13 protein-coding genes are annotated in these 16,139 nt (G+C 61.1%); 5 read left to right on the top strand and 8 right to left on the bottom strand.

Annotated elements, in window-relative coordinates:
- Positions 1-88 precede the first annotated feature (88 nt).
- Genes P5540_11645 through P5540_11635 form a run of 3 tightly spaced genes read left to right on the top strand, consistent with a single transcriptional unit; the run spans position 89 to position 3,055 of the window.
- The gene (locus tag P5540_11645) at positions 89-1,123 is read left to right on the top strand and encodes a Gfo/Idh/MocA family oxidoreductase (protein ID HRT65468.1); all 1,035 of its coding nucleotides are present in this window, start codon (positions 89-91) and stop codon (positions 1,121-1,123) included.
- A gap of 18 nt (positions 1,124-1,141) precedes the next feature.
- Positions 1,142-2,218 carry a 3-dehydroquinate synthase gene (gene aroB / locus P5540_11640; GenBank protein ID HRT65467.1) on the top strand — a complete coding sequence of 359 codons (1,077 nt, stop codon included), beginning with the start codon at positions 1,142-1,144 and terminating at the stop codon, positions 2,216-2,218.
- A 15-nt stretch (positions 2,219-2,233) separates the two neighbouring features.
- A complete protein-coding gene (locus P5540_11635; GenBank protein HRT65466.1) occupies positions 2,234-3,055 on the top strand; it encodes a tetratricopeptide repeat protein in 822 nt (273 codons plus the stop codon).
- Positions 3,056-3,091: 36 nt separating this feature from the next.
- Here P5540_11635 and lepB read toward each other — a convergent pair whose 3' ends face one another.
- From lepB to P5540_11595, 8 genes are all read right to left on the bottom strand, one after another.
- Positions 3,092-4,114: a signal peptidase I gene (gene lepB, locus P5540_11630; GenBank protein HRT65465.1), complete on the bottom strand. Its 1,023-nt coding sequence runs from the start codon at positions 4,112-4,114 to the stop codon at positions 3,092-3,094.
- 2 nt (positions 4,115-4,116) lie between these two features.
- Positions 4,117-5,931 carry a translation elongation factor 4 gene (gene lepA, locus P5540_11625; protein HRT65464.1) on the bottom strand — a complete coding sequence of 605 codons (1,815 nt, stop codon included), beginning with the start codon at positions 5,929-5,931 and terminating at the stop codon, positions 4,117-4,119.
- Positions 5,932-6,006: 75 nt separating this feature from the next.
- A complete protein-coding gene (gene recO, locus P5540_11620; GenBank protein HRT65463.1) occupies positions 6,007-6,729 on the bottom strand; it encodes a DNA repair protein RecO in 723 nt (240 codons plus the stop codon).
- Between the two features lie 326 nt (positions 6,730-7,055).
- A complete protein-coding gene (locus P5540_11615) occupies positions 7,056-8,849 on the bottom strand; it encodes a glycoside hydrolase family 31 protein (protein HRT65462.1) in 1,794 nt (597 codons plus the stop codon).
- 89 nt (positions 8,850-8,938) lie between these two features.
- Positions 8,939-10,264, bottom strand: coding sequence for an ABC transporter substrate-binding protein (locus tag P5540_11610; protein ID HRT65461.1), 1,326 nt, complete (start codon positions 10,262-10,264; stop codon positions 8,939-8,941).
- Complete coding sequence (locus P5540_11605) at positions 10,261-10,701, bottom strand: GatB/YqeY domain-containing protein (protein ID HRT65460.1); 441 nt, start codon at positions 10,699-10,701, stop codon at positions 10,261-10,263. Before P5540_11605 ends, P5540_11610 begins: the two co-directional genes overlap by 4 nt.
- Before the next feature lie 17 nt (positions 10,702-10,718).
- Positions 10,719-11,738 carry a formylglycine-generating enzyme family protein gene (locus tag P5540_11600; GenBank protein HRT65459.1) on the bottom strand — a complete coding sequence of 340 codons (1,020 nt, stop codon included), beginning with the start codon at positions 11,736-11,738 and terminating at the stop codon, positions 10,719-10,721.
- A gap of 113 nt (positions 11,739-11,851) precedes the next feature.
- Entirely contained in the window at positions 11,852-13,081 is a 1,230-nt protein-coding gene (locus tag P5540_11595) for an immunoglobulin domain-containing protein (protein ID HRT65458.1), read from the bottom strand.
- A gap of 208 nt (positions 13,082-13,289) precedes the next feature.
- On the opposite strand from P5540_11595, the gene P5540_11590 reads away from it, so the two are divergent.
- Together P5540_11590 and P5540_11585 are read left to right on the top strand one after the other, a co-directional pair.
- The gene (locus P5540_11590) at positions 13,290-14,162 is read left to right on the top strand and encodes a sugar phosphate isomerase/epimerase family protein (protein ID HRT65457.1); all 873 of its coding nucleotides are present in this window, start codon (positions 13,290-13,292) and stop codon (positions 14,160-14,162) included.
- A 22-nt stretch (positions 14,163-14,184) separates the two neighbouring features.
- Positions 14,185-16,050, top strand: a complete 1,866-nt coding sequence (locus tag P5540_11585) for a hypothetical protein (protein HRT65456.1) — start codon at positions 14,185-14,187, stop codon at positions 16,048-16,050.
- The last annotated feature ends 89 nt before the right edge of the window (positions 16,051-16,139 follow it).

Below are 16,139 nucleotides of genomic sequence, written 5' to 3'. Positions count from 1 at the left end.
TTGCTTCCGTTCACGCTCGCGACTACAATTACCCGGATGCCCAAGACGGCGGACAAAGAGACAATGGAATAGTGAAGGAGGACGTGTCATGGCAGGCAAAGTGCGAGTGGGCATGATCGGGTGCGGGCAGATTGCGAAGCATTTGCATGTGCCGGATTATGCGTTTTGTCCCGAAGCGGAAATCGTGGCGTTGTGCGATCTAATCCCGTCGAAGGCCAAGGCACTGGCGGAACGCTGGGCGCCGAACGCCAAGATTTATACCGATTATCGCAAAATGCTCAAGGATGCCAGGCTGGATGCGGTGACGGTGGCGCTGCCGAATTATCTGCATGCGCCGGTGACGATTGCGGCGCTTCAGGCGGGTTGCCACGTCAACGTCGAAAAGCCGATGGCGTGCAGCGTGGCCGAGGCGGAAAAGATGGTCGCGACCGCGAAGAAGTGCAAGCGCCTCCTGAACGTCAACCAGAGCCAGCGCCGGTTCCCGCCGCATGTGAAGGCGAAGGAAATCATCGAAAGCGGCATCTTGGGCAAGATCCTGCACGTAACCGCGATGTTCGGCCACGAAGGCCCCGAATACTGGAGTCCGACGGGCAAATGGTTCTTCCGCCGCAAGGAGGCGCGTTTCGGCGCGATGGCCGACCTCGGCGTCCACAAGGCCGATCTGGTGCGCTACCTGACGGGCAAGGAAGTCGCCGAAATCGCGGCCTTTTTCGAGCGGCTCGAGAAAAAGAACACCGACGTCGAAGACAACTTCGTGTCGTGTCTGAAATTCACGGATGGGACCGTGGGCACGCTGTGCGCCTCGTGGACCCTGAAGGGCATGGACGCGAACTACACGATCCTGCATTGCGCGAACGGCACGTTGCGCATCGGCGAGATTCCCGGCAAACCGCTCGTGGCGAACCTGATCAAGCCGGGTTGTGAAATCGTGTTCGACGTGCCGCCCGCCGTCACCAATAACGACGAAACGTGGGGACTGGATGTCGGCGGCGCGTTCGTCCGCGCGATCCTCGGACTCGAAAAACCCTATTGTCCCGGCGAGGAAGGCAAGAAGTCGCTCGAAGTCATCCTGGCCGCCGAGAAGGCCGCGCTGACCAAACGGACCGTGAAACTGAAACACTAGCCGCAAGAGGACTATTCGGTGAAAACACTGACCGTCGCCTTGGGAGACCGATCGTATCCCATTTATCTGGGCGAGGGCATTCTCGACCGGTTGCCCGCGATTCTGGGCGATCGGTCCGTGGGCGGTTCGGCGGCCATCGTGACCGACTCGAACGTCGGGCCGCTCTACGCCGAACGGGTGGCGTCGTTGTTCGACGCCCGCCCGGTGATCTGCGCGTTCGAGGCCGGCGAGGAACGCAAACGGCTCGATCAAATCGAGTGGCTGTGCGGACGTTTTCTCGAAGCCGGTCTGGATCGCGGCAGCATGGTCGTTGCCTTGGGCGGCGGCGTCGTGGGCGACATGGCGGGCTTCGCGGCGGCGGTCTACATGCGCGGGATTCGTTTTATCCAGATACCGACGACCATCGTCGCACAAGTGGATTCGAGTGTCGGCGGAAAAACCGGCGTCAATCATCCCTTGGGCAAGAACTCGATCGGTTCATTCCATCAGCCGTCGGCGGTCATTATTGACATGTCGCTTCTGGCCACCTTGCCTGATCGCGAGGTTCGCGCGGGCATGGCCGAGGTCATCAAGCACGGCGTCATCGCGGACGCGGACCTGTTCGCCTATCTTGAGGGGGCGTCCGCGGCCATTCTCGCCAAGGATGTCCGCGCACTGGAACGGCCCATCCTTCGGTCGTGCGAGATCAAGTCGGAAATCGTCGCGATGGACGAACGCGAACAGGGACGCCGCGCAGAACTGAATTACGGCCACACGTTCGGCCACGCCATCGAAGCCGCGTCCGAATACAGTCTGTTCCTGCACGGCGAGGCGGTGGCGCTCGGCATGCACGCGGCGGGCGTTTTGGCGCACTCGCTCGGCATGGTTGAAGCCGGCTTCGTGTCGCGCCAGCGCGCCTGCATCGAGGCCTACGGCTTGCCGGTCGCATGGCCGGACCTGCCCGTCGAGGCGGCCCTTGCGGCCATGCGCCACGACAAGAAAGTGCGTTCCGGCGCGGTAAAATTGATTTTGCCGGATCGCATGGGGCATGTGGTACAACGTACGGATATAGACGACGCGCTGGTTCGCAAAGCATTCGAGGCGTTGCGCGGATAGCGCAGGGAGGCCGGTATGGCGTTTGGCGGCGAGAATGCCGAAAGTTACCACGACGAGGGATTGACGGCGATGATGAAGGGCGATGTCGCCGCCGCGGTCCAGTTTTTCACGCGGGCCATCCAAATGGACAATTCCTACGCCGCATCCTATCACCAATTGGGCAAGTGTTACCTGCGACTCGGCGAACCGCGGAAGGCCGTCGAACTGCTGCGGCAGGTCGTCGCCCGCAAGCCGAACCTAATTCCCGCCAAAATAGACCTCGGTTACGCATTCCTGGCCATGAACGCGCCCGAGGAGGCGCGCACACAGTTTGGCGCCATCCTTGAAGTCCAGCCGCAAAACGCCCGGGCCAACCTTGGCATGGCGCACGTCTGTTTCCATGCGGGCGCGTGGGAGAATGCCGTCGCGTTCGCGCAGGCGGCACGGATGCACGGCGGCGCGAATTTCGCCACCCTCTACGTGCTCGGACGCGCGGCCCAACAGGCCGGTATGCAGGTCATCGCCGAGGATGCCCTCGCCGAAGCCGAGAAACTCATCGAAAAGTCCGTCGAATTGACGCCCGATTCGCCCGAAGGTCATTACCTGCGCGGCGAGATTTGCTTTGCGCAGGGGCGGTTCGGGCCGGCCCTCGAACATTACCGCGCCGCCGAGGATCGCGCCGATCCGAAAAAATACTACCTGGCGTTTGGCGAAAATTTTACCCGTGTGGACATCATGGCCAAGCGCGGATTGTGCCTGCAACGCATGGGCAACCTCGCCGGCGCAAAGGAACTCGGCAAGCAAATCCTGGCCGTCGCGCCGGAAAACAATCTCGCCAAATCGCTCGCGGAACTTTGAGAAAGCGGGAATGGCGATCGGACCGATCCGAACATCCTATCCGCCGTTTCTTGCCCGCCTTCGCCGGACAACAGCCAGCCCTTCCCATGCGATCAGCAGCGCCGGGGGACCGTAAAGAATCCCCTTGCCCCACCAGGTTTTCGAGAAACCGGTGAAATCGCGCCAGCGATCCACGGGCCACCATGTGCAGACCACGCGCCCGTAGATGTTGCCGTTGGGCAGCCAGCCGAAATAGCGCCCATCCACGCTGTCGCCGCTGTTGTCGCCGAGCACCAGATAGCAGCCGGGCGGCACGACGGCGTATTCGTCTTCGGTTCGAACACCGTACCGCAAGGGAAACTGGGCCGCCTGCTCCAGCCCCAGGAGTTCCTCCGCGATATACAGGCTCAAAGGACTTAGTCCCTTGAGTAGATCGTCAATTTCGGCCTGGCTCAGGGTATCCGTGCCGCGACCGTTCAATTTTTCGCGGATGGCATTCAGTTCCTTCATGAGGTCCTGCACGCCTTGGTTGGCGGGGTTAAGCATCGCGGGAAAGGCGTCGCTGCGCCGGATGAGTTGCAGAATAAACGCCTGCACGTCTTCACGGCTCCGTTTCAATTGCGTAGTGTAGTTGAGCACGGAACGCAGTTCCGGCGGCGGTTCGACAGCCAGGCCGTTTACGTGGATTTTTCCATCCGCAATGTGGATCCGTTCGCCGGGCAGCCCCACGACCCGCTTGACCAGCGTGGGATGTACGGCATTCGGATCGGGCGAGTGGAACACGACGATATCCCACCGCTTCGGTTCCCACAGGCGGAACAGGCGTTTCTGCATGAACGGCACACGCGGCCCGTAGACCAGTTTGTTGACGGCGATTCGGTCGCCGCGCAGCAATCGCGGATCCCCGTGCAGGGTCGGTTCCATCGAGCCGGTCGGAATCGAGTACGGCTCCATGATCAGCCAGCGAAAAACCAGAACCAAGCCAATGAGTCCGGCCCACATCAGCGCATTGCGGAGCGTCCACGGCCCCGTGATGGATTCGATTGCGCGCTTCAGCCTTTGCAGCACGCGGTGTTCCACTCCTATTCCGCTTCCTCGTTGACGCGCAGAAGGGCCATGAACGCTTCCTGCGGCACTTCGACGGTGCCGACCTGTTTCATTCGGCGTTTGCCTTCCTTTTGTTTTTCGAGCAATTTTCGCTTGCGCGTGATATCGCCGCCATAGCACTTGGCGGTGACGTTCTTGCGCAGGGGGCTGATCGTCTCGCGCACGATCACCCGGTTGCCGATGGCGGCCTGGATCGCCACCTCGAACTGCTGGCGCGGGATTAGTTTACGCAATTTCGACGCCAACTGGCGGCCCAGATACACGGCGCGGTCGCGGTGTACGATGGACGACAAGGCGTCCACCGCTTCGCCGTTCAACAGAATGTCCAGTTTGACCAAGTCGCCGGGCCGGTAGCCGATCAGGCGGTATTCGAGCGAACCGTATCCGCGCGAAATCGTCTTCAACTTGTCGTAGAAATCCAGCACGATTTCGGCCAGCGGCATCTGGTAGACGGCCATGCAGCGCCGCGCGTCTATGTAATCCACGCGGACATGGATGCCGCGTTTTTTCTTGCACAGGTCTATGACCGCGCTCAGGTACTCGGTGGGACATAGAATGTCCGCTTCGATATAGGGTTCGTAAATGGTTTCGATTTCGTTCGACGGCGGCATTTTCGATGCGTTTTCGATGGTCAATTCCTGTCCGCCGGTCTTGGTGATGCGATAGGCGACGTTTGGCACCGTCGTGACGAGCGTCAGATTGAACTCGCGCTCGAGCCGTTCCTGCACGATTTCCATGTGCAGCAGACCGAGGAATCCCAAGCGAAATCCAAGGCCGAGCGCGTCGGAACTGTCGGCCTGGAACGAAAACGAGCAATCGTTGAGTTGAAGCCGTTCGAGCGCGTCACGCAATTCCTGGTAATCGGTTTCAACCGCCGGATACATCCCGCAAAAGACGACCGGCTGCACGTCCTCGTATCCGGGCAAAGGCTCGGCGGCGGGATGCTGGGCCTCGGTGACCGTGTCGCCGATTTTCGTGCTCTGCAACGTTTTGATGTTGCAGATCAGATAGCCCACCTCGCCCGCCTCGAGCCGTTTCACCGGTTGCATGCCCGGGGTCAGCACGCCGATTTCCACGGCCTCGTACCGCATTCCGTTCGACATCATCATGACCCGCATGCCGGTTTCGAGCACCCCCTCCATCACGCGCACATACACGATGACGCCCCGGTACGAATTATAGACCGCGTCGAAGATGAGCGCACGCAGCGGCCTTGCCCGATCGCCTTTTGGCGCGGGAATGCGGGCGATAATCGCCTCGAGAATGTCGTGCGCGCCCGTGCCGACTTTGGCGCTGGCCAGTATCGCCCCGTTGCCATCGAGACCGATCACGTCCTGGATCTGCCGCCGGGCCGACTCGATGTCCGCGCTGGGTAGGTCAATCTTGTTGATGACCGGAATGATTTCAAGATCCTGCTCGATGGCCTTGTAGGCGTTCGCGAGCGTCTGGGCCTCGACGCCTTGCGCCGCATCCACCAGCAGCAACGCGCCCTCGCACGCCGCAAGACTCCGAGACACCTCGTACGAAAAGTCCACATGCCCCGGCGTGTCTATGAGGTTCAGCACATATTCCTGGCCGTTGTCCGCGCGGTATTTCATGCGCACGGCCACCGACTTGATGGTGATGCCGCGTTCACGCTCGATTTCCATCATGTCGAGCGTCTGTTCCTTCATGTTGCGCGAATCCACCGTGCCGGTGATTTCGAGCAGGCGATCCGCCAACGTGGATTTGCCATGATCGATGTGCGCGATGATGCAGAAATTGCGTATGTGTTCCACTAATGCCGCCATGTCTCTCTTGACTCAGCAATCAACCCGTGTGATCACGATCACGACGGGGTGTATCGTGACGTACAGGCATTCAACTCACGCCAGCATCTCGGCAATCACCCGAATGCTGCGAAACTCCGTTTCCAACTGGTGCGCTGCGTAGGCGCTCAACAATCCGCACAGGCCCGGCACGGCCCCGATGTCCGGACAGGCGCTCCGCGCGCCCGACAGCGTCCGCAACGCCTCGTACTGCGCCGCGCTCAGCCGCCGTTCCGCCGGGCACGCCGCGCATGTCGCGCCGCCCGACAACGAAAAACCGTGCGCCGCTTTTATCGGCGCGCCGCACACCGCGCACGCGTCGAGCGACGGGTCGAACCCCGCCGCCGCCAGCAACGCCATCGCCTGCCACGCCGCATGCACCGCCGCCGCGCCCGTCCATGCGTTCAGGCCGCGCAGTCCGCGAACCAGCGTCGCGAACAGTTCCCGCGACGGTTCGTTTGTCTGCGCAACCTTCGCGGCCAGTTCCATGGGAAACGCCGCGAACGCCGCCTTGGCGAGGTCCGCCTTGATACCCGTGAATCCGTCGAGCAGCGACGCTTCCGCCAGCGTCTGCACCTCGCGGCCGTCCCGCCAGTAATACAGCAGTTCGACGTGATTGAGCGTGTCGAGCGCCGGCGCCAAGGCGCTGTTTTTTCTCCGAACGCCTTTTGCCATGCAGGCCAGCCGCCCGCGCTCCGGACACAAAAACGTGACGATGCGGCTCGTCTCGCCGAAATCAACACCGCGCAACACCACCGCTTCTGTGCGTTCCTGCGACACGCGGGACCTCCAAGACCACGCCGCGCTGTCCCGAATTGCAACGAGAACGCAAACGCATTCGGGAGCCGGATTGGGTCAACACATTCAACACCACCGCCCAAGGCAACCCCGCCGAATGGAGATTCGGCGTCACGCTTACGACTGCACGAACACGCTTACACAATCCCGGAGTCCATGAATCATTCAACGATCGGGCGGCGCCGCCTGCGGAAGAATCATATCATCCGTTTCAGGAACCTGTCCACTTTTCGCGACATTATCGGCCCAAAAATCCCCAGCGCAAATCATTGGTTGGGTTGACGGCTTCCGGTGAAGATTTGACGTGATTATTTCCACGCAATCCGGTATTGCCCCGCGGTGTAACTGGCCGTTTTGATCCAGAGACGGCGATTTGTTTCGTCGTAACGCCAGTCGGTCGTTTCGGCGAGATCCTTGCCGTCCAGTTGGACGGTTTTGGGTGCTTCGGGCATGAGGATGCGCAGGATGTGCGGTTTTTGGACGCCGTCAAAGGAAATATCGAGCGAACCGGTTTTTTCGGCAACGCGGACGGTCGTCGCGCCGCTCTTGTCGGTGTTGTGGCAGGTGAACACATTGGCGCCGTTCGGATAGATGGCCCATGTGACGTATCCCTGGGATTGTTCATCGCCGAAGCCGGTGTAGGCCCGGCAGACATTGAGCGGAATGATGGCGCCGTCGCGGATATAGGCCGGATATTCGGTGAGCGGGAAGTCGCGCGTGACGGTCGCCGGGCCTTCGATGACTTCGGCCTCGTTGAAGAGGTAGCGCCACCGTCCCTTGGGAAATTCAACCGTGTTCGTGCGGCTGTCGCGATAAATCGGCGCGATGAGAAAATCGTCGCCGAACATGAAATGGTACTTGCCTTTGTCGAGCGGGCGTTGCAAGGGCTTACCGCCCTCGTGGCAACGCACGACGTGGCTGTACATATAGGGGACCAGTTCGGTGTGGAGCCACGAGTATTTCCGGACGACGTCCAACTCTTTGGGCGTGCGCATCCACATGCGGCGTTCGCCGTGGCCGCCGTTGAGGAACAGTCCGTTGAAGCAGGCGAACTGAGCCCAGCGCATGTACAGGCGCGGCGGGATGTACGAACCGCCATGGTAGCCGCCGATATCGTCGCCGACGACGCAATAACCCCGTTTCGAGCTGAGCAGGATGTCGCGGATGGCCGCCTCGAAGCCCCGGTTGGCGCCCTTCTTCGTCATCAAATCCTTTTCGTTGACCGAGTCGGTTCCTTCCTTCCACGTATGGGTCCGGTCGCCGATCCACGTGACGGGCGCGGCGTCAATGGGGGCGAATCCTTCGGGATGGGCGTAGGGCGTGTCGTAGGCGCGGATCAACGTGACGAATTCGGGATTTTTCGTCAAGCCGTAGCGGTATTCCTCGCGCGCGTAATGATCCATGTAGCCCCGGGTGGTCATATATCCCCGATGCGTCTTGAAATAAGGAAAGGGTATCTTGCCGAACAACAGCGTAAAACATAGGGTGTCGGCCCCGTCGAGTTTCCACCCGTCAATGCCAAGGTCCAGCACTTGATCCTGCATGCCGCGCCACCACGCCATCGCGGCCGGGTTCGTGTAGTCAATGCAGCCGCCGCGCCCTTTCCACCATCGCATGATGGCCCCATCGGCCACGAGAAAACCGTTCTTGCGCGCTTCCTCGAACCAGTCCGACGCGTCCCTGATCGAAGTGTCCGGGTTTGTGCGGTTGACCATGGAGGTCATCCACAACACGACGCGATATCCCTTGTCCTTGAGGCCGCGAATGAATTCCTTCGGCTGTGGATACCGTTCCTCGTCGAACGTGAAATCGTTGTAGCGGGTGCTCCACGGGCTGTCAATCAGGATGGTGCGCACAGGGATATCGTGCTTGGCGTACCCTTCGAGCAGTTCGGCAACGAATGCGCCGGTGTTGACGTCGTCTTCCCAGAGCCAGCATTCGAGCGCCCACGGCGGGGTAATGGGGGGCCGGCCGTGCCGTTGCGCATTGAACGGAATGCCCCAAAACGGCAGCACAAAATAGAAATAGACCAACACGGCCAGCAGGACGAGTCCTGCGGCCAGGACTTTTACTCCGCGCGCCAGGCATCCCCGCAGCGTCATGTTTTCAGCCCTTTCGGTTGCATTCGGTTTTTTCCCGATATGCGGAATTGTAATTCGTTGCCTTCCGCGTTGTCATGCAGCGCGCACGGTTATTGTTTTCCCAAGACCCGGTCGAGTTCCTTCTGGGTTTCGGTCTGGGCGTACAGGAGGGCCTGTTCGGGCGTTTTGATGGCGTTGAGAACGTCGCTGATGGCCCGGTCGAGCGCGCCCATGAAATAGGCCTGCGCGGGCATGACGGGGCGCTGGTGCCGGGTGTTTTTCAGCACATCATAGAACACTTCCAGTTTCTCGTTGCCCTTGACCAACTCGAAGCCGGGGCTGGCCTTGTATCCGGGGAAGGTGCCTGTGGTCACGATCATCGAGCGGCCCGCTTCCGCGCTGGTGCACAGCCATTTCATGAACGCGAAGGCCTTTTCGGGTTGGGCGGACCCGCGCGGAATGGCCAAACACCAGCCGCCCATCCACGCGCTGTGGTCGGATCCCATGTGCGCGGGGTATGGAAATGGAACCGCGCCATAGTCGAGATCGGGCGCGTATTTCTGGAACAACTTGATGTTCGAGACGTGGCCCGCGGCCATTGCGATCTTGCCCCGGATGAAGGGGCTGTCGGCCTGGTCGCCGAAGCCCTCGGCAAAACTGTTGATTCGCTCGAATCCGTATTCGTCCGCGAAGGACTTCATCCACTTCACGGCCTGGAGAATACGCGGATCTTCGCCGCACAGGATGCGCTCGCGGGCGTCGTCGTAAAACTCGCCTCCAAAGGCCCAGCCCCACGTAAACGTCGAGTTCGCGTAACCGAACACGTTCCAAGGGATGAAGCCGATGCGCGTCATGCGGCCGTTGGCGTCGAAACGGGTAAGGGCCTTCGTGAGGCGATCGAGGTCTTCGAGCGTTTTCGGCGGCCCGCCCTCGAGCAGGCCCGCTTCCCGAAACACTTCCCTGTTCCAAAAGAAGGCGAAATTCGGGTCGGCGCAGTAAGTAAGGGCATAGGTTTGGCCGCGAAACCGGTTCTGCCTCCAGCAGGGTTCCCAGAAATCGTCGTTGCGCACGCCCTGCGCGGCCATCAAGTCGTCGAGCGGGACGATGGCGCCCCGCGCGGCCCATTCGCACACTTGCGGACCGTCCACGAACGTGCAATCCGGCGGCATGCCCGCCGAAATCGAAAGAAACAGTTTTTGGCTGGACGAGAGGTTGTTGGGCACGTAGAGGAGGCGCACATGGAGGGACGGATTGCCCTCGTTGAACAGGTCCACCAGCCGCCGGAATTCCTCGCCCTGATCCCCCGGCCACGGATGCCACACATTGATCACGGTCTTGCCCGGCGGCGGGGCCGGCGGCGAACCCGTCAGGGAATATAACAGGACAAATGCCGCCGCCACTCCGCCAAATGCCAGACCCGTCCGGATTGCGTTCAAACGCCGAGCGCCTTCCTGCAGATTTCGTTGAGGACCTTGCCATCGGCCCGATCGCCCAATTCTTTCTTGAGGGCGCCGGTCAATTTGCCGGGATGGTTCAATTCGGGGTGTTCCGCCAGATAGGCGCGGACCTTCGCCTCGATTTCGTCCGCGGACATCTGTTTGGGCAGGAATTCCTCGATGATCCGTATTTCGTTTTCGGCCGCGGCGGCTTCGGCTTCCTTGCCGTGCTGCCGGAAGATCTCGATGCTCTGCTGGCGTTTCTTGATTTCGGCGCGCAGCGCGGCGCCCGACATCTCATCCGTCAATTCGGCCGCCGATTCCTTTTCCTTCAACAGGATGGCGCCCTTGGCCAGCCGAAGACATTCCAGGCGGATCGTGTCGCGCGCCTTCAGGGCCTTGGTGATTTCCTCCTGGACCCGTTCCTTGATGCTCATGGCGAAGCGCCTCCCTGTCAACGCGACCGCGCGACGCGGAAACCGAAGGAGTAATACCAGTCGTCGGGCACGTTGTAGATGCGGTAGGACACGCGGCAATCGCGGTCTTTCATCGCCCATCCGCCGCCGCGCAACACCCGGTGATCGCCCGTCGCGGGTCCCGCCGGATTCGTCTGTTCCTGCGCCGAATAGGGACCGTACCGGTCTTCAACCCAGTTCCAAACGTTCCCCGTCATGTCGTAACAGCCCGCCGGGCTGGGACTGTCCACCGTGTCCTTGTTGATGCCGTTGTAATAACCGACCGGCGTGGTGAATGGATATCGTTTCAGTTGGAGAGGATTCGCCTTGTCGTAATTGGCGCGGGATTTGTCCAGTTTGTCCGTCCGGCACCCGTAAATCCAGCGAGGCGGCGTGGCGGCGGAATCCCATGCGGCCGCATACTCCCATTCGGCTTCGGTCGGCAGCCGGTAACCGTTGCGAACCGGTTCGAACCGTTCCCACGTCGTCTCGTCGTAACAGGGCGCGAGACCGGCGGCGCGGCTCAGCCAGTTGCAATACGCCGCGCACCCGAACCATGTGACGTTGACCACGGGATGATTGTCCATCGAAAGTTCGTCCCGCGGTTCGACGGCAAAGACTCCATCCTTGAATTGAATGGCGCAGTACAGGCCGTCGTAATCGAACGGCGCAAGGTCTATCAGCATCTGCCCGCCCTCGTAGACGTCGCCTCCGGCATAGGGCTGGCCGTCACGGGTTTGCAGATACCCCTGTTCGAGCGCCCAATTCAGGGCGGCGGCATACTGCGCGTTCGTCACGGCGTATTTGCCGATGGCATACGCGCTCAGATGAACGGTGTGGCGCGGCACTTCATCGCCGTTGCCGCTGGGTTCGCCGCCTTCGCGCTGGCCCATGATGAATGTGGCCGCGCGCAGGTTGACCATGTCGCCCGGTTCGATCGCCGGACATCCCGCAAGCCATCCCGCCGCAAGCGCCAACCACACGCCGGGAACCCATTTCCGCAGACGTTCACTTCGCATGAGTGACCCTCCTTCATCGCTTCGCCTCTAGCATACCAGAATCGCGGCCCCACAGGAAAACGCGCGCATCCGCCCCCTGCGGCAAGCCGCGGGGCATGGCGCTTGGACAACCGTCAGGATGCAACGCGCCGTTTTTCCCTGAACTGAATCGCGGCAAGGCCGCCAAGCGCCATCATGCCCGCAAGCAGCGCGGTTCCGGCGATGCCGGCCACAGGGATGCTGTTGGGGGCATACACCGTCAGCACGTACGGTTCCGTTTCCTTTACGGCCTTGGCGTCGGTCGTATAGACGCAGGTATAGATTCCCGCATCCTCCGGCGCGACCGGATCGATGGTCAGGGTCCGCGCGCTTGTGCCGGCGATCGTGGCGGTGTCGCTCAGTGCCAAACCGTTTTTCTTCCATTGATAATCGGATCCGGCCGGCGCGGTCAGCGACAAGCGGTCGCCCTCCTCGATGAACCGGCTCGGATTGGCCGTGATATGGTTCGGAATCGCCAGCACCGTCAGCACATAGGGTTCCGTTTCCTTCATGGCCTTGGTGGGCAGCGTGTACACACAGGTGTACGAACCGGCATCGGACGGCAACACCGGATTGATGGTCAAGGTCCGCGATTGCGTGCCGGCATGGCGCCCGTCGCTGGGTACGTCCACGCCGTTCCGTTTCCATTGATAACCCGAACCTTCCGGAGCGGTCAGCGAAACGCTGGCGCCCTCCTGAACCGGCCCGGACGGATTGGGCGTAATCGTGTTCGGCGGCGGGTAGTCGGGGATGCCGTTGCCCGTGGCGCTGAACGACGCGAACCCGCCGGGACCCAAGGATCCCACGCCGACGTACACGGATGAGGCCCCGCTGAGCGCATAATCCAGAAAAACGGACTGTGCGCCGTTCAACGTCAGCGTCGCGCGCCCGGAATAGGTGTCGTACTGGAGCGTCATCGAATTAAGCGCGGCGGGCCAACTGAAATCGAGCGCCCGTTCGTTGCCGATCCAGTCCGACAGCACCACCATGCCGCCGCCGTCCACGGTCGCGGTGACCGTGTTCTGCGTGTCGGTCGTGTCAATCATGATCAGGCCGACCCCGTATTGCGCGTCGGAATAGGGAACCAGCCCCATCGTGGCCGAAACGGAACCGCCGCTTCCCACGACATACGATCCGCCTTTTTTCAAAACAGAGGTGTTCGCGCCGGTGAAAACCGCGCGCCCGCTGGACGCCTGCAACTGCCCCGGACCCGACTGGCCCGTCAACAGGCCGATGCCGTCCGCGAAATTGATGGCCGTCGTCCCCGCCCAAGCGGATGCCGCCAACAGGCCTGCACAGGCACATAGCACAACAGAAGTACGCATGGCCGCTCGCTCCTTCTCCCCTAAAAAGGGGGTTGCTTCTATAAGACACCATTCCGTTCCGTCTGTCAAGCCCGGCATGGCGGCAAAGACGGCATCCATGCCGCGTTGCCCAGCCGCAAGGGCGCCCGCAGGGGACGCGCGGCCTGCAATCGCCTTGCGGATAGTGGTATAGTGCGCGACAGGCACAACGGAAGACAGGAGGCGTTCGATGGATACATTATCTCGCAGGCAATTTTTGGCGGGGACGGCAGCGGGCGTCGCGGCATGGGGGTTGATGCCCGCGGCGGGTTATGCGCAGGCAGGAAAAGGCATCCGGCTGAGCGCGTGCGACTGGTCGCTCGGCGCGAAAGGACCAGGCGGACTCGAAGTCGCCAAGGCCATTCGTCTCGACGGACTTGAAGTGTCGGCGGGCGAAGCGACCGATACGTTGCTGATCGCAGATCCAGCGTACCGCGAACAATACAAGAACCTGATGAAGACCACAGGCGTGGCCGTGTCGTCGGTGGCCATGGGGTTCCTGAACGGTTCGCCGCTCGCCACGGAACCGCGCGGTGTGGCGTGGCTTGAACAGACGATTGGCGCCACAAAGGATTTGGGCGCTTCAGTTATCCTGATAGCCTTTTTTGGAAAAGGCGATTTGCGCAAGGGCAACGAACTCAAAAAGGCGGAAGTGGACGCGCTCGTCGGCAAACTGAAGGAAGCCGCCCCCAAAGCCAAGGAATCCGGCGTTATTCTGGGCCTCGAAAACACGTTGTCCGCGAAACAGAATCTCGATATTCTCGAACGGGTGGGCCACGATGCCGTCCGGGTGTATTACGATGTCGGCAATTCGACCGACAACGGCTACGATGTTCCTGCGGAAATTCGCCTGCTGGGCGATCGCATTTGCCAGTTCCATTTCAAGGACGGCGGCCATTACCTCGGCGAAGGAAAGGTCGCGATGAAACCCGTGGCCGATGCTATGAACACGATCGGTTACAAGGGCTGGGTCGTGCTTGAGACGGCGGCGCCATCCAAGGATCGCGACGCGGATTTTCGAAGGAATGCCAATTTCGTCCGGGGTCTTCTGGGCGCCGCCTGACCCTCCAACCAGGAGAACGTTCATGTATGAATCGTTGCTTCTTACCGGAGTCGTGTGTCTGTCGTGTTTGTTGATTCATCCTCCGGGTCGGGCGCAAACGGGCAGCGAACACGAGCCGGTGCGTTATGTCGGCGGAGTCGGCATAGATCCCGCTCCGCACGATGGGCGGCTGCGCCCCCCCGTGGGGGTGGCCAACTATCAGACCTTCCGCGCCAACCGCACGCATCCGGAACGCGCCGAAGGGTTCGGATGGACCTACAACCACGCGCCGATGCTGGCGTATTGGAATGACACGTTCTACCAGGAATACCTGAGCAACCCGGTGGACGAGCACATAGCGCCGGGGCACACGCTGATCGCCACCTCGCGCGACGGGCGCGAATGGTCAAAGCCCGTGGTCGTGTTTCCCGCCTACGAACCGCCGAAAGGCGTGACGGTTCCGAAAGGCTACCACGGGTACATGATGCACCAACGGATGGGCTTTTTCGTCGCACCCAACGGACGCCTGCTCGCGCTCGCGTTCCACGGCCATGCCGAAGATCCCTTCGGACCGGGCGGCATCGGGCGCGTCGTGCGCGAGATTTACAAGGATGGAACCTTTGGCCCCATTTATTTCATCCGTTACGCCAGTCATGGAAAATGGAACGAAAAAAACACGAGTTATCCGTTCTACACGCGATCGGCCGACACGGGGTTCGTCGAGGCATGCAAAGCATTCCTGTCGAACCGGCTCATGATGTTGCAATGCCGCGACGAGGATCCGGGACCCAAGGATTTCTACCCGATCAAGGGCGACGTCGAAGCCCTGAGTTTCTATCACCGCAAGGACGGCAAGGTCGTCGCGCTTTGGAAATGGGCGATGTGCGCGCTGTCGGCGGATGAGGGGCTGACGTTTTCAAAACCGGTGAAGGCGCCGACGTTCACGACGGATGGGGCAAAGGCATGGGGACAGAAAACGCCGGACGGGCGCTATGCCATCGTGTATGTGCCGACGACGCACAGCGAACACCGGTATCCGCTGGCCATGGTGACGAGCGACGACGGCATCATCTTCGACGACTTGCTGGTAGTCCATGGCGAAGTGCCGCCGCGCCGGTTCTTCGGACGCTGGAAAGACTACGGCCCGCAATACGTGCGCGGCATCGAGGAGGGCAACGGGGTTCCCCCCGACAACGCCATGTGGATTACCTACAGCGTCAACAAGGAAGACATGTGGGTGAGCCGGATTCCCGTGCCGGTCCGCTATCGCGTGGAAGGACCGGTCGAGGACAACTTCAGCAAAATGGAAACCGGCGGCCACATTCTCGACTGGAACATCTACTCGCCGAAATGGGCCCCGGTGCGGGTCGTTGATTTTCCGTCCGCCGCCGAAAAGAGCCTCGAATTGCGCGACGAAGATCCGTATGACTACGCGAAAGCCGTCCGCGTGTTTCAGGAAGGCATGAAAGCCGAAATCGGCGCAACGGTCCTTGCGCGGCAAGCGGACAAGGGGCTGCTGGACATCGAAGTCCTCGACCGGTTCGGCAACCGGCCCGTCCGCCTGCGCTTCGATGCCGACGGCCAAATCAAGGCATTCATGGGCGGCGCGTGGACGAATCTTCAACCCTATAAGCCGGATACCTGGCACAAGGTTGATATCGCAGTGAACGCTTCTCCGTTCGGCCATTTCAGCCTGACGATTGATGGCCGTAACGCGATTGATCACGCGCCTTTGGCCGAAGCCGTGTTATCCGTCGAGCGCTTGTCGTTCCGCACCGGACCCTACCGCGATTGGCCTACCCGCGAAACCAACAACGAAGCCAAACATCCGCCCCTTGAAGGCGCGGACGATCCCGCCCCCCTTGCCGCATTCAACGTCAAGACTGTTCGCATCGTCAGTGCGTCGTGAGACATCCAGAAGGTGGACTTTGCGGACGTTAGGATTCTCGGGTATTTGCATCGGACGCGGCGGGGCGGGTACCATTGGGTCAAAGGCTG

The organism is Candidatus Hydrogenedentota bacterium, assembly GCA_035450225.1.
Taxonomy (GTDB): Bacteria; Hydrogenedentota; Hydrogenedentia; order Hydrogenedentales; family SLHB01; genus DSVR01.
This window is presented reverse-complemented; position numbering and strand designations above follow the sequence as displayed.

Bases quoted from the DNA above. Each gene is read 5' to 3' on its own strand.
- P5540_11645 (HRT65468.1), top strand. From the start codon at position 89: ATGGCAGGCAAAGTGCGAGTGGGCATGATCGGGTGCGGGCAGATTGCG.
- P5540_11635 (HRT65466.1), top strand. From the start codon at position 2,234: ATGGCGTTTGGCGGCGAGAATGCCGAAAGTTACCACGACGAGGGATTG.
- lepA (HRT65464.1), bottom strand. From the start codon at position 5,931: ATGGCGGCATTAGTGGAACACATACGCAATTTCTGCATCATCGCGCAC.
- P5540_11615 (HRT65462.1), bottom strand. From the start codon at position 8,849: ATGACGCTGCGGGGATGCCTGGCGCGCGGAGTAAAAGTCCTGGCCGCA.
- P5540_11605 (HRT65460.1), bottom strand. From the start codon at position 10,701: ATGAGCATCAAGGAACGGGTCCAGGAGGAAATCACCAAGGCCCTGAAG.
- P5540_11600 (HRT65459.1), bottom strand. From the start codon at position 11,738: ATGCGAAGTGAACGTCTGCGGAAATGGGTTCCCGGCGTGTGGTTGGCG.
- P5540_11595 (HRT65458.1), bottom strand. From the start codon at position 13,081: ATGCGTACTTCTGTTGTGCTATGTGCCTGTGCAGGCCTGTTGGCGGCA.
- P5540_11590 (HRT65457.1), top strand. From the start codon at position 13,290: ATGGATACATTATCTCGCAGGCAATTTTTGGCGGGGACGGCAGCGGGC.
- P5540_11585 (HRT65456.1), top strand. From the start codon at position 14,185: ATGTATGAATCGTTGCTTCTTACCGGAGTCGTGTGTCTGTCGTGTTTG.